Source organism: Stenotrophomonas sp. DDT-1, assembly GCF_001580555.1.
GTDB classification, from domain to species: domain Bacteria; phylum Pseudomonadota; class Gammaproteobacteria; order Xanthomonadales; family Xanthomonadaceae; genus Stenotrophomonas; species Stenotrophomonas sepilia.
On the sequence record NZ_LEKR01000022.1, the window covers coordinates 18,772 to 42,126 of the forward strand.

Annotated in this window: 19 protein-coding genes and 1 pseudogene; 11 read left to right on the top strand and 9 right to left on the bottom strand. The window is 67.9% G+C overall.

All coding sequences use genetic code 11. The annotated features are described in order from the left end of the window. Positions 1 to 71 precede the first annotated feature (71 nt). Genes AB839_RS12155 through leuB form a run of 6 tightly spaced genes read left to right on the top strand, consistent with a single transcriptional unit; the run spans position 72 to position 6,638 of the window. Positions 72 to 1,163, top strand: coding sequence for a threonine dehydratase (locus AB839_RS12155; RefSeq protein ID WP_053499063.1), 1,092 nt, complete (start codon positions 72 to 74; stop codon positions 1,161 to 1,163). After that, complete coding sequence (locus tag AB839_RS12160) at positions 1,160 to 2,746, top strand: 2-isopropylmalate synthase (RefSeq protein ID WP_061479556.1); 1,587 nt, start codon at positions 1,160 to 1,162, stop codon at positions 2,744 to 2,746. The genes AB839_RS12155 and AB839_RS12160 overlap by 4 nt, the downstream gene beginning before the upstream one ends. Positions 2,747 to 2,756: 10 nt before the next feature. Beyond that, on the top strand, positions 2,757 to 3,530 hold the full coding sequence (locus tag AB839_RS12165) for a class I SAM-dependent methyltransferase (protein ID WP_061479557.1): 774 nt from the start codon (positions 2,757 to 2,759) through the stop codon (positions 3,528 to 3,530). A 60-nt stretch (positions 3,531 to 3,590) separates the two neighbouring features. Beyond that, positions 3,591 to 5,009 (top strand): 3-isopropylmalate dehydratase large subunit, encoded by a 1,419-nt coding sequence (gene leuC, locus AB839_RS12170; RefSeq protein WP_061479558.1) that lies wholly within the window; start codon positions 3,591 to 3,593, stop codon positions 5,007 to 5,009. Then, complete coding sequence (gene leuD / locus AB839_RS12175; RefSeq protein ID WP_061479559.1) at positions 5,009 to 5,587, top strand: 3-isopropylmalate dehydratase small subunit; 579 nt, start codon at positions 5,009 to 5,011, stop codon at positions 5,585 to 5,587. Before leuC ends, leuD begins: the two co-directional genes overlap by 1 nt. Then, a complete protein-coding gene (gene leuB / locus AB839_RS12180) occupies positions 5,577 to 6,638 on the top strand; it encodes a 3-isopropylmalate dehydrogenase (protein WP_061479560.1) in 1,062 nt (353 codons plus the stop codon). Before leuD ends, leuB begins: the two co-directional genes overlap by 11 nt. Before the next feature lie 102 nt (positions 6,639 to 6,740). On the opposite strand, the gene AB839_RS12185 is transcribed toward leuB, so the two are convergent. Then, on the bottom strand, positions 6,741 to 7,514 hold the full coding sequence (locus AB839_RS12185; protein WP_061479561.1) for an SDR family oxidoreductase: 774 nt from the start codon (positions 7,512 to 7,514) through the stop codon (positions 6,741 to 6,743). Positions 7,515 to 7,631: 117 nt separating this feature from the next. On the opposite strand from AB839_RS12185, the gene AB839_RS12190 reads away from it, so the two are divergent. Further along, positions 7,632 to 8,537: a LysR family transcriptional regulator gene (locus AB839_RS12190; protein WP_061479562.1), complete on the top strand. Its 906-nt coding sequence runs from the start codon at positions 7,632 to 7,634 to the stop codon at positions 8,535 to 8,537. 167 nt (positions 8,538 to 8,704) lie between these two features. Here the strand turns inward: AB839_RS12190 and AB839_RS12195 are convergent, their stop codons facing one another. Both AB839_RS12195 and AB839_RS12200 read right to left on the bottom strand, forming a co-directional pair. Then, positions 8,705 to 11,866 carry an efflux RND transporter permease subunit gene (locus AB839_RS12195; protein WP_061479563.1) on the bottom strand — a complete coding sequence of 1,054 codons (3,162 nt, stop codon included), beginning with the start codon at positions 11,864 to 11,866 and terminating at the stop codon, positions 8,705 to 8,707. A gap of 4 nt (positions 11,867 to 11,870) precedes the next feature. Continuing rightward, positions 11,871 to 13,001 (bottom strand): efflux RND transporter periplasmic adaptor subunit, encoded by a 1,131-nt coding sequence (locus AB839_RS12200; protein WP_061479564.1) that lies wholly within the window; start codon positions 12,999 to 13,001, stop codon positions 11,871 to 11,873. 118 nt (positions 13,002 to 13,119) lie between these two features. On the opposite strand from AB839_RS12200, the gene AB839_RS12205 reads away from it, so the two are divergent. From AB839_RS12205 to AB839_RS12215, 3 genes are all read left to right on the top strand, one after another. Next, on the top strand, positions 13,120 to 13,800 hold the full coding sequence (locus tag AB839_RS12205) for a TetR/AcrR family transcriptional regulator (protein ID WP_061479565.1): 681 nt from the start codon (positions 13,120 to 13,122) through the stop codon (positions 13,798 to 13,800). A gap of 135 nt (positions 13,801 to 13,935) precedes the next feature. Further along, positions 13,936 to 14,583 (top strand): protein-L-isoaspartate O-methyltransferase, encoded by a 648-nt coding sequence (locus AB839_RS12210; RefSeq protein WP_049416694.1) that lies wholly within the window; start codon positions 13,936 to 13,938, stop codon positions 14,581 to 14,583. 16 nt (positions 14,584 to 14,599) lie between these two features. Further along, positions 14,600 to 15,958: a TolC family outer membrane protein gene (locus AB839_RS12215; RefSeq protein WP_061479566.1), complete on the top strand. Its 1,359-nt coding sequence runs from the start codon at positions 14,600 to 14,602 to the stop codon at positions 15,956 to 15,958. Between the two features lie 97 nt (positions 15,959 to 16,055). Here the strand turns inward: AB839_RS12215 and AB839_RS12220 are convergent, their stop codons facing one another. Further along, entirely contained in the window at positions 16,056 to 17,306 is a 1,251-nt protein-coding gene (locus AB839_RS12220; RefSeq protein WP_061479567.1) for a hypothetical protein, read from the bottom strand. 223 nt (positions 17,307 to 17,529) lie between these two features. After that, positions 17,530 to 18,828 (bottom strand): lipid IV(A) 3-deoxy-D-manno-octulosonic acid transferase, encoded by a 1,299-nt coding sequence (gene waaA / locus AB839_RS12225; RefSeq protein ID WP_061479568.1) that lies wholly within the window; start codon positions 18,826 to 18,828, stop codon positions 17,530 to 17,532. A 60-nt stretch (positions 18,829 to 18,888) separates the two neighbouring features. Here waaA and AB839_RS12230 point away from each other — a divergent pair, with 60 nt between their 5' ends. After that, positions 18,889 to 19,806 carry an LpxL/LpxP family Kdo(2)-lipid IV(A) lauroyl/palmitoleoyl acyltransferase gene (locus tag AB839_RS12230; protein ID WP_061479569.1) on the top strand — a complete coding sequence of 306 codons (918 nt, stop codon included), beginning with the start codon at positions 18,889 to 18,891 and terminating at the stop codon, positions 19,804 to 19,806. A 38-nt stretch (positions 19,807 to 19,844) separates the two neighbouring features. Here AB839_RS12230 and AB839_RS12235 read toward each other — a convergent pair. The 4 genes and pseudogenes from AB839_RS12235 to AB839_RS12250 form a co-directional block, all read right to left on the bottom strand. Continuing rightward, positions 19,845 to 20,295: pseudogene (locus tag AB839_RS12235) on the bottom strand (transposase). Between the two features lie 150 nt (positions 20,296 to 20,445). Then, complete coding sequence (locus AB839_RS12240) at positions 20,446 to 21,777, bottom strand: O-antigen ligase (RefSeq protein WP_061479570.1); 1,332 nt, start codon at positions 21,775 to 21,777, stop codon at positions 20,446 to 20,448. Then, positions 21,758 to 22,873 (bottom strand): glycosyltransferase, encoded by a 1,116-nt coding sequence (locus AB839_RS12245; protein WP_061479571.1) that lies wholly within the window; start codon positions 22,871 to 22,873, stop codon positions 21,758 to 21,760. The genes AB839_RS12240 and AB839_RS12245 overlap by 20 nt, the downstream gene beginning before the upstream one ends. Positions 22,874 to 22,888: 15 nt before the next feature. Continuing rightward, positions 22,889 to 23,086, bottom strand: coding sequence for a zinc-finger domain-containing protein (locus tag AB839_RS12250; protein ID WP_061479572.1), 198 nt, complete (start codon positions 23,084 to 23,086; stop codon positions 22,889 to 22,891). Between the last annotated feature and the right edge of the window lie 269 nt (positions 23,087 to 23,355).

Consider the following 23,355-nt stretch of genomic DNA (forward strand, 5'->3'; position numbering starts at 1 on the left):
GCCGGTACGGAGGCGTCTTCTTCGCCGCCCGTGCCCGCATGCGGCGGTCGCCTGCACCCCGCTGGTGGCCCATGCCGGCCGCTGATGCCAGCCAGGAAAGCGATGTCGGCGACGTAAGCGTCGCCGACGTACTGGCGGCGCAGGCCCGGCTGCGCCGCTTCCTGCCGCCTACCCCGCTGCACCATGCCGAGCGCTTCGGCACCTGGCTGAAGCTGGAGAACCTGCAGCGCACCGGGTCCTACAAGGTGCGCGGCGCGTTGAACGCGCTGCTGGCCGGCCGCGAGCGCGGCGATACCCGGCCGGTGATCTGCGCCTCGGCCGGCAACCATGCCCAGGGCGTGGCGTGGGCAGCCTACCGCCTGGACGTCCCGGCCATCACCGTGATGCCGCATGGCGCACCGGCCACCAAGATCGCCGGGGTCGCTCACTGGGGCGCCACCGTGCGCCAGCATGGCACCAGCTATGACGAGGCCTACGCCTTCGCCGTCGAACTGGCACAGCGCCATGGCTACCGCTTCCTGTCCGCGTTCGACGACGCCGATGTGATTGCCGGCCAGGGTACGGTCGGCATCGAGCTGGCCGCGCATGCACCGGACGTGGTGATCGTGCCGATTGGTGGTGGCGGACTGGCCTCCGGCGTTGCACTGGCGCTGAAATCACAGGGCGTGCGCGTGATCGGCGCCCAGGTGGAAGGCGTTGACTCAATGGCGCGCGCCATCCGCGGCGACGTGCGCGAGATCGCCCCCGTCGCCTCGCTGGCCGACGGCGTGCGGGTGAAGATCCCTGGATTCCTGACCCGACGCCTGTGCACCTCGCTGCTGGACGACGTGGTGATCGTGCGCGAAGCCGAACTGCGTGAAACCCTGGTCCGGCTGGCACTGGAAGAACACATCATCGCCGAGGGCGCCGGTGCGCTGGCGCTGGCAGCAGGCCGCCGTGTCGCTGGCCGCCGCAAGTGCGCGGTGGTGTCCGGCGGGAATATCGATGCGGGTGTCCTGGCCGGCCTGCTCACCGACATCCGGCCGCGCCCGCCGCGCAAACCACGGCGACGGCGTAGTGAAACCCCACGCTCGCCCGGCAAGGCCAGCGCCCTCGCGTCCCCCACCTCTTCCCCTTCCCCCCTGCAAGCCGCCGCACCCGCTGTCGAGGAGATTTCCCTGTGACCACCATCGAACGAATTACCACCCCGCGCATCCGCATCTTCGACACCACCCTGCGTGACGGCGAGCAGTCCCCCGGCTGCAGCATGAGCCCGCCGCAGAAGCTGGTGATGGCGCGTGCGCTGGACGAACTGGGTGTGGACATCATCGAGACCGGCTTCCCGGCCAGCTCGCAGTCCGACCGCGAGGCGATGGCCCTGATCGGCCGTGAGCTGCGCCGCCCGAGCCTGAGCCTGGCCGTGCTGTCGCGCTGCCTGCAGGCCGATATCGAAACCTCGGCGCGTGCCCTGGAAGCTGCGGCCAACCCGCGCCTGCACGTGTTCCTGTCCACCAGCCCGCTGCACCGCGAACACAAGCTGCGGATGACCCGCGAGCAGGTGCTGGAATCGGTACGCAAGCATGTATCGCTGGCACGCTCGTACATCGACGATGTCGAATTCTCGGCCGAGGATGCCACCCGCACCGAGCTGGACTACCTGATCGAAGTCTCGCGCGTAGCCATTGCCGCCGGCGCCACCACCATCAACCTGCCCGACACCGTCGGCTTCACCACGCCGGAAGAAATCCGCGCGATGTTCCAGCAGGTCATCGCCGGCGTCGCCGATGTGCCGAATGCCGCCAACGTGATCTTCAGCGCGCACTGCCACAATGACCTGGGCCTGGCCGTGGCCAACTCGCTGGCCGCCATCGAGGGCGGTGCACGCCAGGTCGAGTGCACCGTCAACGGCATCGGCGAGCGCGCCGGCAACTGTTCACTGGAAGAGATCGCGATGGTGCTGAAAGTCCGCCAGGCCTTCTACGAGCAGGACAGTTCGATCAACACCCCGCGCATCGTCGGCACCTCGCAGCTGCTGCAGCGCCTGGTCGGCATGCCGGTGCAGCGCAACAAGGCCATCGTCGGCGCCAATGCCTTCGCCCACGAATCGGGCATCCACCAGCACGGCATGCTGCGTCATCGCGGCACCTACGAAATCATGCGCCCGGAAGACGTGGGCTGGGAGGATTCGCAGATGGTGCTGGGCCGCCACAGTGGCCGCGCCGCTGTTGAAGCGCGCCTGCGTGCGCTGGGCTTCTGGCTGGACGAAGACGAACTGAAACTGGTGTTCGAGCAGTTCAAGGGCCTGTGCGAACAGCAGCGCGTGGTCACCGATGCCGACCTGCAGACGTTGATGCAGGGCGGCTCCAACGCGCAGGGCTACCGCCTGGCGTCGATGACCATCAGCGATGTCGGCAGCCGTGCCAACGCGCTGGTCGAACTGTCCGACCCGGACGGCAACCGCGTGGCCGAGACCGCGCAGGGCGACGGCCCGGTCGATGCCCTGTTCGGCGCGCTGTCGGCCGCCACCGGCGTACAGCTGATGCTGGACAGCTACCACGTGCACAGCGTGGGCATCGGCGCCGATGCCCGCGGCGAGGCCAATCTGAGTGTGCGCCACGACGGCGTGGAGTACGACGGCACCGGTACGAGCAAGGACATCATCGAAGCCTCCGCGCTGGCCTGGCTGGACGTGGCCAACCGCCTGCTGCGCCAGCGCCACGCCGCCGCCCAAAGCAGCACCGACGTTCCCACCCCCGCAACCGCCTGAGGAACCCGAGATGAGCGCCTTCGACACTCCTACCGCAGCCGCTGGCCAGCAGTGGAACGCCCAGGACTATGCGATCGATGCCGGTTTCGTACCGTTGCTCGGTGGCGCGGTCGCGCGCCTGCTCGATCCGCGCGCCGGTGAGCGCATCCTCGACCTGGGCTGTGGCGATGGCGTGCTCAGCACCGAACTGGCCCTGAGCGGCGCACGCATCCACGGCGTGGATGCCTCGCCGGAACTGGTGATCGCCGCCCGCGCGCGCGGTGTCGATGCCCAGGTGATGGACGGCCACGCACTGTCGTTCGACAGCGAGTTCGATGCAGTGTTCAGCAACGCGGCACTGCATTGGATGGGCACCCCGGACCGCGTGCTGGAAGGCGTACGCCGCGCGCTGCGCCCCGGTGGCCGCTTCGTCGCCGAGTTCGGCGGCCATGGCAACGTGGCCACGATCATCGCGGCCGTGCAGGCCGCACGCGTGGCGCACGGCCATGGCGCCAGCACCTTCCAGTGGTACTTCCCGAGCGCCGATGCCTATGCCGACCGCCTGCGCCAGCATGGCTTCCAGGTGCAGCTGATCGAATGCACGCCGCGCCCGACCCCACTGCCGACCGGCGTGGCCGGCTGGCTGCGGGTATTCGCCGCGCCGCTGCTGGATGACCTGCCCGCCGAGGCCCGCGCCACCGTGCGCGAGGCTGCCACCGCGTTGCTGGCCGACCTGCCACGCAATGCCGCCGGCCAGCCGCTGGCCGACTACGTGCGACTGCGGGTGCTCGCCCGCCGTCGTTGACTTGACCGTTCCGCTTTCTTTACTGATGTTCGCTATTTCGTACTTCTGCCAGGCATACGCATGACTTCTGCACCCCGCACCCTGTACGACAAACTGTGGGACGCCCACGTGGTGGTTCCCGAATCCGACAGCGCGCCCGCCGTGCTGTACATCGACCTGCACCTGATCCACGAGGTGACCTCACCGCAGGCATTCACCGAACTGCGCGAGCGCGGCCTGTCGCCGCGCCGGCCGGACCGCACCAAGGCGACGATGGACCATTCCACGCCGACCCTGCCGGCCGCCGCGGACGGCACGTTGCCCTACGCCAGCGCCGCTTCCGAGGCACAGGTCGCCACCCTGGCGCGAAATTGCGCCGAGCACGGCATCGAACTGTTCGACATGGCCTCGGACAACCGCGGCATCGTCCATGTCATTGCGCCGGAACAGGGCTTCACCCAGCCCGGCATGACCATCGTCTGCGGCGACAGCCACACCTCCACCCACGGTGCATTCGGCTCGCTGGCCTTCGGCATCGGCACCAGCGAGGTCGGCCACGTGCTGGCCACGCAGTGCCTGCTGCAGCGCAAGGCCAAGACCTTCGCGATCACCGTTGACGGTGCGCTGGCACCCGGCGTCGGCGCCAAGGATGTGGTCCTGCACATCATCGGCGTGATCGGCGTCAACGGCGGCACCGGCCATGTGATCGAGTTCCGTGGCAGCACCATCGAAGCGATGGACATGGAACAGCGCATGACCCTGTGCAACATGTCGATCGAAGCAGGTGCACGCGCCGGCATGGTCGCGCCCGACCAGGTCACCTTCGACTTCGTCGCCGCTACGCCGCGCGGCCCCAAGGGCGCCGACTTCGACGCTGCCGTGGCGCGCTGGCAACAGCTGCGCAGCGATGACGGCGCGCGCTTCGACAGCGAAGTGCACATCGACGCCGCCGACATCCGCCCGACCCTGACCTGGGGTACGCATCCGGGTACCGCGATCGCCGTGGATGCGCCGATTCCCGCCGCCAACGATGCCGCCGCGCAGAAGGGCCTGGACTACATGCACTTCCAGGCCGGCAAGGCGCTGGCGGGCACACCGGTGGACGTAGTGTTCGTTGGTTCGTGCACCAACGGCCGCCTGAGTGATATGCGCGAAGTGGCGCAGGTGCTGCGCGGTCGTCGCGTCGCCGACCGGGTGCGCATGCTGGTGGTGCCGGGCTCGGAGATCGTCAAGCGCGAGGCCGAAGCCGAGGGCATCCACGAGATCGTGCGCGCGGCCGGTGCCGAATGGCGCGAGCCGGGCTGCTCGATGTGCATCGCGATGAACGGCGATCTGGTCGCCCCCGGCCAGCTGGCCGTGAGCACCAGCAACCGCAATTTTGAAGGCCGGCAGGGGCCCGGTTCGCGCACGCTGCTGGCCTCGCCGATGAGCGCCGCGTGGGCCGCGGTGAACGGGCATGTGGCCGACACCCGCGAACTGTTCGCACAGGAGGTGGCGTGATGGCCGGTTTCCGTACCCTGACCTCGGCCAGCGTGGTGCTGCGCCAGACCAACATCGACACCGACCAGATCATCCCGGCGCGGTTCCTGTCCACCACCGAGCGTGCCGGGCTGGGTCGCAACGCGTTCAACGACTGGCGCTGGCAAGCTGATGGTTCGCCGGTGGCCGACTTCGCCTTCAACCAGCCGCACAACGCCGGCCGCAGCATCCTGCTGGCGGGCCGCAACTTCGGCTGCGGTTCTTCGCGCGAGCATGCACCGTGGGCGCTGACCGACCTGGGCCTGCGTGCCATCGTCAGCAGCGAGATCGCGGACATCTTCCGCGGCAACGCGCTGAAGAACGGCCTGCTGCCGATCGTGCTGGACGAGGCCGACGTGCAGACGCTGATGCAGCGCCCGGACGATACGCTGACCATCGACGTGGCTGCGCGCGAACTGCGCACCCCCGCTGGCCGCGTCTATTCCTTCCCGCTGGATGGCTTCTCGCAGACCTGCCTGCTGGAAGGCGTCGACCAGTTGGGGTATCTGTTGGGCCGTGTCCCTGAAATCGAACGTTACGAGAGTGAGCATGCACGCTGAGATTGTTGTCCTGCCCGGTGATGGCATCGGCCCGGAAGTGGCCGCCGCGGCAGTTGCCGTCCTGAAGGCGGTCGCCGGACGCTTCAACCACACCTTCACCTTCAGCGAGCACGACATCGGTGGCATCGCCATCGACCGCCACGGTGAACCGCTGCCGGCGTCGACCCTCGCCGCCTGCCAGGCCGCCAATGCGGTACTGCTGGGCGCGGTCGGTGGCCCGAAGTGGTCCGACCCGAACGCCAAGGTGCGTCCCGAGCAGGGCCTGCTGGCGATCCGCAAGGCGCTGGGCCTGTACGCGAATCTGCGCCCGGTACGTACCCACGAAGCCGCGCTGCACGCATCACCGATCAAGGCCGAGCTGCTGCAGGGCGTGGACTTCGTGGTGGTGCGTGAACTGACCGGCGGCATCTACTTCGGCGACAAGACCCGCGACGCCGACAGCGCCAGCGACCTGTGCCGCTACACTGTGGTCGAGATCGAACGCGTGCTGCGCAGTGCCTTCCGCCTGGCCCAGCAGCGTCGCGGCAAGGTCACTTCGGTGGACAAGGCCAATGTGCTGGAAACCTCGCGCCTGTGGCGCGACGTGGCCGCACGCATCGGCCGCGAGGAGTTCCCGGACGTGGCGCTGGAGCACCAGTTGGTCGATTCGATGGCCATGCACCTGCTGGCCAAGCCACGCGAGTACGACGTGATCGTCACCGAGAACATGTTCGGCGACATCCTCACCGATGAGGCCTCGATGCTGGCCGGTTCGCTGGGCCTGCTGCCGTCGGCTTCGCTGGGCGAGCCGGGTGCGGTGGGCATTTACGAGCCCATCCACGGTTCGGCCCCGGACATCGCCGGCAAGGGCATCGCCAATCCGTACGCGACAATCTTCAGCGCCGCGATGCTGCTGCGCCATTCGCTGGGGCTGGAAGCCGAAGCGGCCGCGGTGGAAGCCGCCGTGCATGCGGTGCTGGATGACGGCGTGTTCACTGCTGATCTGGCTGCGAAGGGCAAGGTGGTGAGCACCGCGGCAGCGACCGACGCGGTGCTGGCGAAGCTGGGCTGATCCGGTAGCGCCACGCCATGCGTGGCGCGCTTCCCGTCGGATATCGTGCGCAGCCACCCATGGGGTGGCTCTACTGGTAGACCCACGCCGTGCGTGGCTGCGTTACTTGGTGGTGTACCCACCATTGACCAGAATCGTCTGCCCGGTCATCCACCAGCCATCCGTCACCAGGAAGCGGATCCACGGCACGATATCGACGATGTCGGTCAGCCCGGTGCGGGTGAACGCCGACAATGCCGCCGCAGTCTTGTGATACGCCTGCGCATCGGCGCTCTCGGCCGGATAGAAGAACGGCGTGTCCATCGGACCGGGACCGATCGCGGTCACCGAAATGCCGCGCTCACCAAATTCCTTCGACGCCGCACGGGTGAAATGCTCGACCGGCGCCTTGGTGCCGGCGTAGCTGGAATAGAACGGCGTGAACGCACCCAGCAGCGAGGTGACCAGGGTGCAGATGCGGCCACCGTCATTGACGTGGCGACCTGCCTCCTTCAGGAAGAAGAACGCGGCCTTGGCATTGACCGCGCTCATCTCGTCGTACTCCGCCTCGCTGATGTCCAGCAGCGGCTTCTTGAGTACCTTTCCCACCGTGTTGATGGCGATGTCAGGACGGCCGACTGCGGCCACGGCATCGGCGAACAAGCGCTCCATCGCTGCCGCCGACGTCAGGTCGCCCTGCAGGGCCACCGCCTTGCTGCCGGCGGCCTGCACCGCGGCTACCGTCGCTTCTGCATCGGCCTGGGTAGCGGCACTGTTGTAGTGGATGACGATGGCTTTGGCGCCCTGTGCGGCGAAGTCGCGGGCGATCAGGCCGCCCAGGTTCTTGGCGCCACCGGCGATCAGCACGGTCTTGCCCTTGAGGGAATGCTCGGTCATGGCTTCGGTCTCGAGAGGGGGCTGCCCGGGGTGGCAACCCTGCCCTGACGACGATATCGTGCAGAAAAAGCGGATAAAGCCCGCCACATTGACTTAACTTTCCAGAGCCAGCGAACAATGGACCGGATCGATCGCTTCCGCATCTTCACCCGGGTCGTGGAGTGCGCGAGCTTCACCCGCGCCGCCGACCAGCTCGGCCTGCCCCGCTCCACTGTCTCGGCAGCCATTGCGGAGCTGGAGCAGCGGCTCGGCACCCGCCTGCTGCAGCGCTCGACCCGCCGGGTGTCCACCACCCACGACGGCGACGTGTTCCATGCCCGCTGCCTGCGCCTGATCGCCGAGGTCGAAGACGCCGAATCGCTGTTCCTCCAGGTCGACGCCCAGCCGTCGGGCCTGCTGAAGATCGACGTACCCAGCCGCATCGGCCGCCGCATCATCGCACCGGCGCTGCCCGGGTTCTTCGCGCAGTATCCGCTGGTGGAAGTGGACCTGGGCATGACCGACCGCGCGGTGAACCTGATCGAAGACGGTTGCGATGCGGTGCTGCGGGTCGGCCAACTGGGCGATTCCAGCCTGGTGGCGCGCACGCTGGGCCAACTGGATTTTGTCAACGTTGCGGCGCCGGCCTACCTGCGCGAACACGGCGTGCCGCAGCATCCTGCCGACCTGCCGCAGCATCGCGCGGTGAACTACGCGTCGCCGACCACGGCACGGGTGGAACCGTGGGAGTGGCAGGACGGCGGCCAACTGCGCACGCTGCCGATGCCTGGCTGGGTGCGTGTGAACAGCGCCGAGGCATCGATTGCGTGCTGTGTGGCGGGGTTGGGTCTTTTACAGATTCCGCGCTACGACGTACAGGCCGAGCTGCAATCCGGCGCGCTGGTGGAAGTGATGCCACAGCACGTCGCACAGCCATTGCCGGTCACCCTGCTGCAGCCGCATCGGCAGCACCGTGCGCTGCGCGTGCAGGTGTTCATCGAATGGCTGCTGCCGGTGCTACGGACCGGCCTGCAGCTGCGGTAGATCCATGCCCTGCGTGATGCTTGTGTAGAGTCGAGCCATGCTCGACTCATCCCATCAACGCGCGAAGAGCAGCCGAGCGTGGCTCGGCTCTACAGAAAGCAGGTACCGCGAGCAGTGCCAACCAAGGTTGGCACCTGCCAGAGGCGCTGGCCGTGGACGCCGGGGCATCACGCCCCGGATTCATCGGGCTTCACCCGGAACCACGCCGCGTACAACGCCGGCAGGAACACCAGGGTCAGCACCGTACCGACGATCAGGCCGCCCATGATCGAGATCGCCATCGATCCGTAGAACGCGCTGCGCGACAGCGGAATCATCGCCAACACGGCTGCCAGTGCGGTCAGCACGATCGGGCGGAAGCGGCGCACCGTGGCGTCGATGATCGAATGCCAACGGTCATGCCCGGCATCGATGTCCTGCTGGATCTGGTCGATCAGGATCACCGAGTTGCGCATGATCATGCCGGCCAGTGCGATCGTGCCCAGCAGCGCCACGAAGCCGAACGGCGCCCGGAACAGCAGCAGGAACAGGGTCGCGCCGATGATGCCCAGCGGCGCGGTCACCAGCACCATCGCTGCACGCGAGAAGCTGCGCAGCTGCAGCATCAGCAGCGTGGCCACCACCACCAGGAACAGCGGCATGCCGGCCTTGATCGAGTTCTGGCCACGCGCCGAATCCTCCACGGTACCGCCGGTTTCCAGCAGGTAACCACTTGGCAGCTCGGCACGGATGCCGTCCAGTGTGGGCAGGATCTGATGCACCACGTCCAGCGCCTGCATGCCATCACTGATGTCAGCGCGCACAGTCACCGTCGGCAACCGGTTACGGTGCCAGATGATGCCGTCCTCGAAGCCGTACTCCATCGTCGCCACCTGCGACAGCGTGATGCTGCCACCGTTGGCGGTGGGCATCGACAGGCTGGACAGCAGCTCCAGCTGGTTGCGCTCATCGGCCGGCCCGCGCAGCAGCATCTCGATCTGGCGATTGCCCTCGCGATACACGCTGACCGATTGCCCGGCCAACGAACTGGACAGGAACTGGCTGACCTGGGCGCTGCTCACGCCCAGCGCGCGGGCGCGCTCCTGGTCGACTACCAGGCGCACCACCTTGCTCGGCTCGCTCCAGTCCAGGTTGACGTTCATCACGTGCGGGTTCTCCCGCACCTTGGCCTCGACCTGGCGCGCGATCGCCTGCACCTTCTCGATGTGCTCGCCGGAGATGCGCATCTGCACCGGATAGCCGACCGGCGGGCCGTTCTCCAGGCGGGTCACGCGCATCTGCACGTCCGGGAACTTCGGGATCACCTCGTGCAGCAGCCAGTCGCGGGTGCTTTCGCGTGACCTGATGTCCTTGGCCAGCACCACGAACTGGGCGAAGTTGGTCGCCGGCAGCTGCTGGTCCAGCGGCAGGTAGAAGCGCGGCGAACCGGTGCCCACATAGGACACGTAGTTGGCAATGCCCTCGCGGCTGGACAGCAGCTTCTCCAGCTTCTCGGCCTGGGCCTGGGTCGAGCGCAGCGAGGCGCCCTCGGCCAGCTCGATGTCCACCATCAGTTCGGGCCGGGTCGAGTCCGGGAAGAACTGCTGCGGCACGAAGCGGAACATCATCAGCGAGAACACGAACAGGCCGATGGTCGCCGCGATCACCCACCAGCGATGCCGCAGGCAGGTATCGAGGAAGCGACGGAAACTACGATAGAACGGGCGCTGGTACGGATCGTGGTCGTGCCCGTGCTGCGGCGGCGCGATCAGGTTGGCCAGCGCCGGATAGCGGTCGGCCCACTGCTGGCGCTTGGCGTGCCAGCGCGCGGACAGGCTGCCCGGCTTGGGCGGCTGCGGATTGAACAGGTCCGGCAGCATCTTGTCGCCCAGGTAAGGGATGAACAGCACCGCTGCGATCCACGACACCACCAGCGCGATGGTCACCACCTGGAACAGCGAGCGGGTGTATTCACCGGTACTCGATGCCGCAGTGGCAATGGGCAGGAAGCCGGCCGCGGTGATCAGGGTGCCGGTCAGCATCGGGAACGCGGTCGACTCCCAGGCGAAACTGGCGGCGCGCAGGCGGTCATAGCCCTGCTCCATCTTGGTGGCCATCATCTCCACCGCGATGATCGCATCGTCCACCAGCAGGCCCAGCGCCAGCACCAATGCACCCAGCGAGATCTTGTGCAGGCCGATGTCGAAGTAGTGCATGACGAAGAAGGTCATCGCCAGCACCAGCGGGATGGTCACGCCCACCACCAGACCGGTGCGCAGGCCCAGCGAGAAGAAGCTGACCAGCAGCACGATCACCACCGCCTCGGTCAGTACCTGCACGAACTCGCCGACCGACTCTTCCACCGACTGCGGCTGGTCGGACACTTTGCGCAGCTGCATACCGGCCGGCAGGGTCTTCTGCAGGCGTTCGAACTCGGCATCGAGGTTGGCGCCGAGCTTGAGGATGTCACCGCCATCCTTCATCGCCACCGCCAGCCCAATCGCCTCTTCACCCATGAAGCGCATCTTCGGCGACGCCGGATCGGCGAAGCCACGCTTGACCTCGGCGATGTCGCCCAGGTGCACGGTGCGGTCACCGGCGCGGATCGGGAACTGGCGGATCGCTTCGATGTCGTTGAACTGGCCGGTCACCCGCAGCTGCACGCGATCGGTGGCGGTCTCGAAGAAGCTGGTGCCGGTCACTGCATTCTGGTCGGCCAGCGCCTGCTGCACCTGCTGCATCGACACGCCCAGCGTGGCCAGCCGAGTGTTGGACAGTTCGATCCACACCTTCTCGTCCTGCAGGCCGACCAGGTCGATCTTGCCGACGTCGGGCACCCGCTGCAGTTCCAGCTGGATGCGGTCGGCGTAGTCGCGCATCACCGCATAGTCGAAGCCCTTGCCGGTCAACGCATAGATGTTGCCGTAGGTGTCGCCGAACTCATCGTTGAAGAACGGACCGACGATCTCGCGTGGCAGCGTCGGGCGGATGTCGCCCACGCGCTTGCGCACCTGGTACCACAGGTCCGGGATCTGCCTGGAGCGCAGGCTGTCGCGCGCCATGAAGATGATCTGCGATTCGCCCGGACGCGAGTACGAGCGGATGAACTCGTACTCGCCGGTATTCATCAGCGCCTTCTCGAGCGGCTCGGTCACCTGCCGCGAGACCTGCTCGGCAGTGGCCCCGGGCCACAACGTGCGCACCACCATCGCCTTGAAGGTGAACGGCGGGTCCTCGGACTGGCCCAGATGCTTGTACGACCATGCGCCGATCAGCGCGAAGGCCAGCATCGCAAACAGCACCAGCGGGCGGTTGGACAACGCCCACTCGGAAAGATTGAAGCGGCGCACCGGCTTACTCCCTGGCCTTGGCGGCAGCGGCCGGCGTAGCCGGCTTCAGCACGGGACGGTTCTGCCGGTCCACGGCGATCACCGGTTGACCGGCCCGCAGCAGGTGGCCACCCGCAGCAACCACCCAGTCACCCGCGTTCACGCCGGACAGCACCGGTACCGTCTCGCTGCCAAACGCACCGGTGGTAACCGTTGCGGCCCTCAGCGTGCTGTTGGCCGGATCGACCACCCATACGCTGGCGGCACCGTTGGCACCGCGCTGCAGCGCGCCCAGCGGCAGCTGCAGGGTGCCGTGGCGACCGGCGCTGCTGTAGACGCGGGCACTCTGGCCCAGTTCGACGTCGGCCAGCGCATCGGCGGGCAGACTGACCCGGGTCGCATAGGTACGTGCCTGCGGATCGGCAGCGGCGGCGATCTCCCGGATCGTGCCCGGCAGGCGCTGGCCGGGGCGGTTCCACAACTCCACCTCAACCGGCTGGCCCACCGCATAGTCGCGGATGGTGGCCTCGGGCAGGTCGATCAGCACTTCGCGGCCACCGTCGGCGGCCAGGTTGAAGATGGTCTGCCCGGCGGACACTACCTGCCCGGCCTCGGCCTCGCGGCTGGCGATCACACCGTCAGCCGGCGCGCGCAGCTGTGCGTAGCCGGCCTGGTTGCGCAACACATCGAGGTTGGCGCGGGCGGCGTTGGCCTGGCCCTGCGCGGCCTTGAACGCGGCGGACTGCTGGTCCAGCTGCGAGCGGCTGACCAGCTGCTGGTCGGCCAGCACCTGGTAACGCTTGAGGTCATCGCGGGCGCGCACCAGATCGGCTTCGGCTGCCGCCAGCTGCGCCTGCGAGGCGCGGGCCTGCAGCGCGAAGTCAGCCACGTCCAGCTCGGCCAGCACGTCGCCCTTCTTCACCCGTTGCCCGGCATCGACGTGGCGCTTGACCAGATTGCCGCCAACGCGGAACGACAGCGGGCTTTCCTGCCGGGCACGCACCGTGCCCGGGAACGCCGCCGGCGCCTGCCCGGCCTGCTCGCCGGGGTGAACCACCAGCACCGGTACGGCCGCCGGTGGCGCCTGTTCCTGCCCCGAACAGGCTGCCAGCGCAGCCATCCACACCATACCGCCCATCCAGCGCACGATCTTCATCGGTCAACGTCCTGAAACGCAGGGTTGCAACTAAGGAGGGAGCCGCGACTGCCGGCCCAATTTAATAAACCGGCCGGTATAGTATAAATATCGAACCGCTTGGTCTAGTATTGTCGCGATGAGTTCCCACATTTCCCGCAAGCCGTCGGCCAAGCCCGCTGCCAAGGCCGCCGGACCCGGGCGCCCCAAGGACCTCGGCAAGCGCGCGGCGATCCTTGAAGCAGCCAAGGCACTGTTCATCGAACAGGGGTATACCGGCGTGAGCATGGACACCATCGCCGCTCAGGCCGGCGTCTCGAAGCTGACTGTGTACAGCCACTTTGGCGACAAGGAGACGCTGTTCTCCGAGGCGGTGCAGTCAAAGTGCATTGAAATGCTGCCCGACGCGTTGTTCGTAGCCGACGCGGACGGCCCGCTGCGCGACCAGCTGATAGGTATTGGCCTGGCCTTCTTCGAGCTGATCACCTCCGACGCGGCGATCTCGATCCAGCGCATGATGATGGCGCCGGAGACCGACGAACGCCTGCGCGCGCTGTTCTGGAAAGCCGGCCCCGAGCGTACCTGCGAGGCGCTGGCCGATTTCCTGCGCGCCCGCGCCGAACGTGGCGAACTGGAGATCACCGACTGTGCTCTGGCCGGCGAGCAGTTCCTGACCCTCGTCAAGGGCGAAGTGCACATGCATATGATGTGCGGCATGCCACTGTCACCCGTGGAATGCGACCCTGTTGCCCACGTGACCGCCAGCATCGACTTCTTCCTGCGCGCCTACGCGCCGCGAGGGGCCGGACCGGCTGAATAACCAAAACTGAACGAACCGGAGGTCGCGATGACTTCCGGCACTGCGACCCCGGCCCCCGGCAGCTGATGCTCTGGGCGCGCCGCCGGCCTCCGGCACCGGTAAAATGGCCGGCCCACTGCGCTGGATTTGAACCTCATGACGATTGATTACGCCCACGCCCGCGAACTGATGGTGGAACAGCAGATCCGTCCCTGGGACGTGCTGGACATCAAGGTGCTCGACGTCCTGGCCCGCCTGCCGCGCGAGGCCTTTGTCGCCGACGCGCACCGGGCACTGGCCTACGCCGATGTCGAACTGCCGATCGGCCACGGCCAGAAGATGATGAAGCCGGTCATCGAGGGCCGTACCCTGCAGGCACTGGACCTGCAGCCGGGTGACGAAGTACTGGAAATCGGCACGGGCAGCGGCTTCCTGTCGGCCTGCATCGGCGCGCTGGCGCGCGATGTGCTGAGCCTGGAAATCGACCCGGAGCTGGCCGCCGCTGCGCGTGCCCGCCTGGACGCCTCCGGCCTGGGCAGCAACGTCCGCGTGGAAGTGGCCGATGCCCTGTCCTGGCAGACCGAACGCCGCTTTGACGTGATCTGTGTCACTGGTGCGGTCGACGTGGTGCCGTCACAGTTCGCCTCGTGGCTGCGTCCGGGTGGCCGCCTGTTCGTGATCCACGGCCGCTCGCCGGCGATGGAGGCCCTGCTGGTCAAGGCCGACGGCAGCTCCGAGTCCCTGTTCGAGACCGATATCGATTACCTGCGTGGTGCCGCCCCGGCCCCCCAGTTCCACCTCTGAGTCCAAGGAAGCCGCAATGATCCGCCGATCCCTCGCTGTTGCGCTGGCCACTGCCCTGCTGCCGTTGTCCGCCCATGCCGCCGACCTGCTGCAGGTCTACGAAATGGCCCGCAACGGCGATCCGCAGCTGTCGGCCGCCGAATCGACCCGGCTGTACGACAAGGAAGGCGCCGTGCAGGCGCGTGCCGCCCTGCTGCCGCAGATCAACGGCCAGGCCACGCTGAACCGCACGCGCAGCGAGCCGAACGCCGACGCCAATTCCGGCTCGTTCACCAACAAGCGCCGCACCTACGCGATCGACGGCAGCCAGACGCTGTTCAACTGGACCCAGATCAACAATCTGCGTTCGCAGCGTGAGCTGAGCAAGGCAGCGGACTTCACCCTCGAGTCGGCCAACGACAGCCTGATCGTGCGCACCTCGGCGGCCTACTTCAATGTGCTGGTGGCGATCGAATCGCTGAACGCCGCACAGACCAATGAAGCGGCCGCGAAGAAGCAGTTCGACTTCGCCGACAAGCGCCTGGAAGTGGGTCTGGCGCCGATCACCGACGTGCACGAAGCACGCGCCCAGTACGACCAGGCGCGCGCCAACACCATCATTGCGCAGAACACCCTGGCCGATAACTACCAGGCCCTGACCGAACTGACCGGCCAGCCGGTGACCAACCTGCGTGGCCTGCCGGCGGACTTCCGGCCGGAAGTGCCGGCCAACCGCGGCAACATCGACGAGCTGGTGCAGCAGGCTACCACCCAGAATCCGGCGCTGAAGGCGCAGGAGCTGAAGGTCAGTGCCGCTGAAGCCGGCGTGCAGGCTGCCCGTGGTGGCCATTACCCGACCCTGTCGCTGGGCGGCAGCTGGGGCAAGAGCGCCACCTGGGGCGACAGCACCGGTGCCGGTTCGCTGTCGCCGGATGCGCGCACCAACAGCATCGGCCTGACCCTGAGCGTGCCGATCTTCTCCGGTGGCGCCACCCAGTCCGGCGTGCGCCAGGCTCTGGCGCAGCGTGACATCGCCCAGGACGGCTACGAGCAGCAGAAGCGTGCCCTGGATCGCAATACCCGCAATGCCTACCAGACCCTGGTGCAGGGCATCAGCGAAGTGGAAGCCCGCCGCCTGGCGGTGGTTTCGGCACAGAGCGCGTACGACGCCTCGCAGGTGGGCCTGGAAGTCGGTACCCGTACCGTGCTGGATGTGATCCAGAACCAGCGCATCCTGTTCTCGGCGCAGCTGGACTATGCCCAGGCCCGTTACACCTTCCTGCAGAACCGCCTGCTGCTGAGCCAGTCGCTGGGTGCGCTGGACGTGGCCGAACTGCAGGACGTCAATCGACTGCTGACCCAGGACGCGGGCAACCCGGCCACGACCACGCACTGAGTCGCCGCCCCTGCAACGAAAAAGCCACCCGCGAGGGTGGCTTTTTTGCAGGTGCTGCATCCACACGCGCGCCCCCCCGGCGTGGCCCCACGAACCGTCAGCCCGGCCATGCGCGCAGGCGTTCCAACGCCGCAAGCACGCACAGCGCGGCTGCCAAGGGGGCCAGCATCGACATCATCAGCCCGCAGCCGGCTGCGCCTTGCCGGGTGTCATCCCGACGCCGCCGCAGCACCCCCAGGCACAGCGCCGCCATCACCACCAGCGTTGCCGGACCCGGCAGCGCCGGCAAGGTGCCCTGCGGCAGCCACAACACCAGCATCACCGCCGGCAGCGCAACCACCATTGCGCTCAGGCGCGTGCGGGATCGTCCCGCCGCGTCAGCTGCGCGGAGCCACAACGATGTGGCCAACCGGACGGCCAGCATCAGCAGCACCAACTGCAGGGCGGCCAGGCCCGCTGCCCCGGCCAGGGGCAACAATGGCAGCATCCACTGCAGCTGGGGGTGCACCTGCAGCGCCACGGCCAGTGGCCGGGTACTGGCGAGCGCGGAAAACTCGACCAGCCCGGCCTGCAATGCTGCCAGCACGATCAGCAGCAGCATCGCCAGCAACGAGACCAGCGCCAGCACCGCCGGCTGCCACATCGCACCCTGGCGGCGCAGCGCAGGAAAGCCCAGTGCCAGGCCCACGCTGGCAAATATGCCCAGCAGCGGCACCGCAGCCGCCAGCACGCCCCCCAGCCCGAAGCGATACGGCGCGGTCGCCGGAGGCAGCCAGGGAATCCAATGCCCGTAGTGCACGTGACGTGCCGCCAGCGCCAGCAGCAACACCCCCACACCGATCTTCACCGTCAGCAGCGCACAGGCCGCAAGGGCCACACCCCGCGGCGGCAGCAACGCGAGCGCGCTCAACGTCAGCAGGCCCACGGCCGCCGCTATCTGCACGGGCAGCCAGTCATTGGCATGGAGGCCTCCGGTAGCCAGCACCGCATGTACATGGCGGGCCATGGACTGTGCCGCGCCCGCCGTGGTCGCCGTCAGCTCAAGCAACAGGATCGTGCCCAGAACGACGGCCACCCGTGGCCCCCAGCTGGCGGCCAGCAGCCCGTACAGGCCATCGGCCGCCGGCAGTCGCAGCACCAGATCCTGCAGGCAGCACAGCACCAGGCCAGCCCCCAGTGCGGCCAGCAACAGGCTCAGTACGATGGCGGGGCCAGCCTGTGCCGCCGTGTGCTGGCCCACCAGCGCGATCACGCTGCCGCCCACCAGCAACGTCAGTGCCACCACAGCCAGGTGGTCCATCCCCAAGCGCGCCCCACCGGTGCCGTCCCTGCCCCTGTCGCCGTCCATCGCAAGTTCCCTTGATATCCGCCCAAGCGCGGTCGACAGCAGGCTGGCAGCCTGCGTCGTCCTGCGGAATCAGAATCGGTGCTGCGTGCGCCACGATGTGATGGCAGGCACGCTGCCATCGGCAGGGTCGGTCCAGCAACGACAGAAAAATCGTCGCTAAGCAGAATTGATGAAGTTGATCACGACAACGCAGCGCAGCGCCGCCGACGCCGCGCTGCCGGGATCAATCGCGTGCCGGTGGCAGGTGCGGTGCGACCAGCGCAAGCGTGCGCTGCAGCGCGCCACGGCCATTGCTGACCAACGTGCAGCCCGCACGCGCCATGTCCTCGCGGGCCTGCGCATCTTCAAGCAGATGCTGCAGCAGGTCGCCCACCGCCTGCGCATCTTCGCCGATCAGCAGCGCACCGGCCTCGCGCATGCGCCGGGAGATTTCCGCGAAGTTGTGCAGGTGCGGGCCGGTCACCGCCGCGGTTCCCATCGCAGCGGGCTCCAGCAGGTTGTGGCCACCGATGGCCTGCAGGCTGCCGCCGACGAAGGCGACCTGGGCGCAGGCGTAGAACGGCATCAGCTCGCCGAGGGTATCGATGACGAACACGTCTGTGGCGGCGTGCGGCCACTGGTCCACGCGGCGGGTCGCCACGCTCCAGCCCTGTTCGCGCGCCAGCGCTTCCACCTTGGGGAAACGTTCGGGATGGCGCGGTGCCCACAGCAGCAGCAGATCCGGATGCTGCTGGCGCAGGCGGCGGTGCAGGTCGATCACCGTCTGCTCTTCGCCGTCATGGGTACTGGCGGCGATCCATACCGGGCGCGCGCCCGGCACCCGTGCATGGAACTGTTCGACGAAGCCCTGCACGTCCGGCGTGGTGATGTCGAACTTCAGGTTGCCCAGTGCCTGCACCTGGCCGGGCTCCGCCCCCAGCTGCACGAAGCGCTCGGCATCGTCCTGCGACTGCGCGGCCACGCAGGTGACGGTGCGCAGGGCGCGGCGGATCAATGCGGCCAGCAGCCGGTAGCCGCGCAGCGAACGCGCCGACAACCGGGCATTGAGGATGTAGACCGGAACACCACGGTCACGGCAGCCGAACAGCATGTTCGGCCACAACTCGGTTTCCAGGATCAGCGCCAGGCTGGGCTGGAAATGGCCGAGGAAGCGGTTGACGCTGCCCGGCACGTCGTACGGCAGGTAGACATGGTCCAGCGCGTCGCCCCAGAGCGCACGCACGCGCTCGGAGCCGGTCGGAGTGATGGTGGTGATGACCCAGCGGATGTCCGGGCGCTGCTGGCGCAGGGCATTGACCAGCGGCGCGGCGGCATTGACCTCGCCCACCGAGACCGCGTGCAGCCACACCCGTGGCTGGCCGGTCGGCTGCGGATAGGAGGCGTAGCGTTCGTCCCAGCGCCGGAAGTACTCACGGACCCGGAAACCGCGCCAGACCAGGTGGTACACGGTGATCGGCAGCAGGATATAGAGCACGACCGAGTACAGGCCGCGCAGGATCCATTCGACAGGGTCTTTACGCATGCGGCAAGGATACGGGAGCCCCCCGGGAAAGACACGCGGCCGCCTTGGTAGAATGGCCCCATGTCAGATGCCTCCACCGCCGTCCGCCCGTCGCTGCGCGATCCGCGCAACTGGCCGATGTTCGCCGCCATGTTCGGCGCCTTCGCCATCGCCCGCCTGCCGTGGATGCTGCAGCGCGCGCTGGGCCGGGGCGTCGGCTGGATCACCTGGCGCCTGCTCGGCAGCCGCCGCCGCGCCGCCGAGGTCAACCTGCAGCTGTGCTTCCCCGAGAAGGACGAAGCGTGGCGGCAGCGCTTGGTGCGCGACAGTTTCGATGCGCTGGGCGTCGGCGTGTTCGAGTGCATCCGCGCCTGGTGGGGCAGCATCGACAGCATCCGCCCGCAGGTACGGGTCGAAGGCCTGGAACACCTGCGGCAGATGCAGGCCGAAGGCCGCGGCGTCCTGCTGGTCTCCGGCCACTTCATGACCCTGGAGATGTGCGGCCGCCTGCTGTGCGACTACGTCGATCTTTCCGGCATGTACCGCAAGCACAAGAACCCGGTGTACGAGTGGGCGGTCAAGTTCGGCCGCCTGCGCTATGCCAAGGCGATGTTCGCCAACGAGGACATCCGCGCGACCGTGCGCCACCTGAAGAAGGGCGGCTTCCTCTGGTACGCGCCAGACCAGGACATGCGGGGCAAAGACACCGTATTCGTGCCGTTCTTCGGCCACACCGCTTCGACCATCACCGCCACCCATCAGCTGGCGCGCATGACCGGCTGTGCGGTGATTCCGTACTTCCACCGGCGCGAAGGCGGAAAGTACTTCCTGAAGATCGGCGCGCCGCTGGAGAACTTCCCCAGCGAGGATGTGGAAGCCGATACCACCCGGGTCAACCAGGCCATCGAAGCGATGGTGCGAGAGGCTCCCGACCAGTACCTGTGGATCCACCGCCGCTTCAAGCGCCAGCCCGGCGGCCGGAGTGATTTCTACAAATAGCGGTGCGGCGGGAGGGTTTCATCCACGCATGGCGGCACCTACAACGGCCAACGGCACCATGCGTGCGGGCACTCACCCAACGTGCTGGCCAGGCCCGCACGGACCGGGTTGGCCATGATGTACATCGCCTTCTCATGAAGGGATTCATCGCTGCGTACGGCGTGATCGTGGTAACCGCGCTGCCACAGCGGCCCTTGTCGCTCCAATCGTCGGTTCAGCAGTCGGCTGCTGCGTGATTTGAGCAGGGCCACGCACTCGGCCAGGGTTCCTCCGCGCAGCTCCATCAGCCAGTGCAGATGGTCGGGCATGAACCACCCAGGCGAGGCTATGGCTGAAGCCCTTGCGCTCTACGAAGCGCAGTGTGTCGATAAGGATCGCCACGTTTGCCGCAGCGGCGAACAACGGTTCGCGGCCGAAGGTTGCTGTGGTCAATGAGTACACGTTGCCGGATCGGGAATACCGACCGTAGCGAAGTCTGGGACTGGCCATGCCTCCAGCGTGCGATACGCATGGAAACACCGGTAGTGGTGGTTGACCGGTATTTGCGTCGGGAATGCTCCATCCACGCATGGCGTGGATCTACCAAAGCACGCTCCGTTCGGTACATGCAGTAGAGCCGCGCCATGGGTGGATGGACGATCAGACCACCGTCGGCGTGTCGCCCGCGTCCCGCGCCAGCAGGCTGCCGGCGAACAACGCAGCCAGCAGCACCGTCAGGCCACCCCAGAAAGCGGAATAGAACGCCAGGTGCGTATTGAGCGGGAACACCGTGACCGCCAGCGCCAGCATCGCCGGCCGGGCGCGATCACGTGCAGCCGCCGGGGCATAGCGCCAGGCCCGCCAGGCCTGCGCCACCGCCGCCAACCACAGCAGCAGGCCCAGAACGCCGGTCTCGGCAAGGATTTCCAGCACGATCTGGTGGGCGTGCAACGCCGGTTGGTTGCCCCACACGGCGGGGCCCTCATCTGACACGCAGGCCGGATACGCATCGCGGAAGCCGCGCGCACCGACACCGTTGACCGGATGCTCCTCGATCATGCACACCGCCGCGGTCCAGATGCGCGCGCGCCCCGAAAGCGCCTCGTCAACGCCCTGCCCGTCTTCGTTCCATGCCTGCGCCGTGCGCGCGACACGCTCGCGCAGCTGCGGCACGCCCGCTGCCAGTCCAGCCGTGCCCAGCGTTGCCACCAGGGCCAGCAGGAACAGCCGCTTCCAGCCGAACTGGCGCACGCCGCTGTAGGCCAGCACCAGCACAAAGGTGATCCACGAGGCGCGCGAACCTGCCAGCAGCAGCACGCACCCCAGTGTCGCAGCGGCGAGCAACCACCCTGCATTGCCGAAACGCCGCGCCATCGGCAGCAGCAGGAACGGTGACAGGCTGGCGAGCACCTGGCCGAATTTCAGATTGCAGGGCCCAAGCGCGCCACTGAGGCGGTCGGCCAGTGCGGCTTCGTCGGCCGGGCACAGCGCCTGGCCACTCACGGCCAGCTTCAGGTGTTCCAGCGACCAGAACCACGGGCTGGTGCCAGCCAGCGCCTGCACCAGCGCGTCCAGCGTCCACACGCCGGTGATCAGCGCCAGGCCACCGAAGGTCAAGCGCCGCCGTTCCGGCGTGGCCACCGCGATCGCCACCAGCCACATGAAGGGCAGGTAGCGCAGTCCGGCGGCCGCCTTGGTCCACGAGGCCGAAGGGTCGATCGCATCGATGGCCGAAAACGCCTGCGGCAGCCAGTAGCCGAGGAACAGGATCGAGGTCAGCGCCCACGCCGCCGTGCTCAACAGGTGCGGGCGGCGCTGCAGCCGGCGCATCACCATGCGCGCGGCAGCATAGACCGCGCCAAGGCCCAGCACGGTTTCGGCAATGCCCGGCAGCGGCCACATCGCCACGTACGCCAGCACCCACCAGGGCGCCCAGCGCCCGGCACGGTCGTCGCGCACGATGGCAGCGGGGTCAGCCGGCGAGATCGGCATAGAGGCGGAGGGTGTCGCGCTGCATGGCCTGCAGGGTAAACGGGATGCGGGTCGGCAGGGACGGCGGCTGCGCCAGCAGGGCCAGCGCACGTTCACCCAGCGCGTGCGCGTCGCCCAGCGGCACCGCACCGCTGGGCTGCAGCTGCTGCAGCAGTTCGCCGACGCCACCGTGGTCCCAGCCCAGCACCGGGCGGCCGACCGACAGCGCCTCGAGCACGGTGCGGCCAAAGGCTTCCGGCTTGTCCGACAGCTGCAGCACCAGATCGCTGGCGGCGTAGGCCTGGGCGATGCGGACGGTAGGCGTGCTGATCTGTACGGCCTCGGCCACGCCCAGCGCCGCGGCCTGGCGGCGCAGGCCAGCCACATAGGCCTCGCGCCCGGGTTCGTCGGTGCCCAGCATCCACAGCTGGGCAGGCACGCCGGCGGCACGCACGTCGGCCAGCAGCTGCAGCGCGTGGGCGTGGCCCTTCAGTCGGGTGCCGCGCCCCGGCAGCAGCAGCAGCGGGCCCTCAACCTGCGCCAGCCACGGGTAGTCGGCCGCCAGGGCCAGCCGCGGACGGCGGTCGGCGCGCGCCACGCGCGGGAACTGGTTGACGTCGACACCTCTCGGTACGACCCGCAGTTTTTCTTCCGGCACCGTCGGGTAATGGCGTTGCACGTAGGCACGCACGGTGTTGGACACGCAGATCACGCGTTCGCCACTGGTCATCACCGCGCTGTAGCGGCTGGGCGAGTTCAACCCGTGCACGGTGGTCACCCAATGCGGGCGCTGTGCGGCGGGCATGGCGCGGATCGCGTACAGGCCCAACCAGGCCGGCAGCCGCGAACGGGCATGCACGATGTCCGCACCAACTTCGGCAAACAGCCGGCGCAGGGTCGGCAGATGGCGCAGGGTCAGCAGCGACTTGCGGCCGATATCCAGGGTGAGGTGCTCGGCACCGCTGTCCAGCAGCGGCTGCACCAGGCGGCCGCCGGCAGACACCACCAGCGCGCGATGGCCGGCGGCAACCAGGGCCGCAGCGATTTCCAGGGTCGAGCGCTCGACACCACCGGAGTGCAGCGCCGGCAGCAACTGCACCACGGTCAATCGGCGCATCGAAGGGGCCGCCGTTTAGTCGGCCAGCACGAACATGGACCCGCAGTACGGGCACTGCGCTTCGCCGTTGGGCTCGTCCTCGATCGGCAGGTACACGCGCGGATGCGAGTTCCACAGCGCCATTTCCGGGGTCGGGCAGCTCAACGGCAGATCGCTGCGGTGCACGGTGTAGCGCTTCTCGGCGTTGGCGGGCGCGGTGGCGGTATGGCTCATGGCGGATTCGGTGAACGGGTTGCGAGGCCTGTGATTCTAGCATCTGGGCCGCAACGACATTGCCCCGCAACGGGCCTTTGCACGCCGCCGCCGATGCCTCGCATCTCCCCGCCGCACGCCGGGCGGCGGTGATTCCGGGGATTTCGCGGTCGTTCCGGCAGGTTCGCTCGCCAGAATCGACTCCAGCGATATTTCCCGCATTTGGATCGAACTAAATGGCACTTGCCAGCGCGCGGCGGCTGTTGCAGGATCGGGCCAGGTCGCACCCC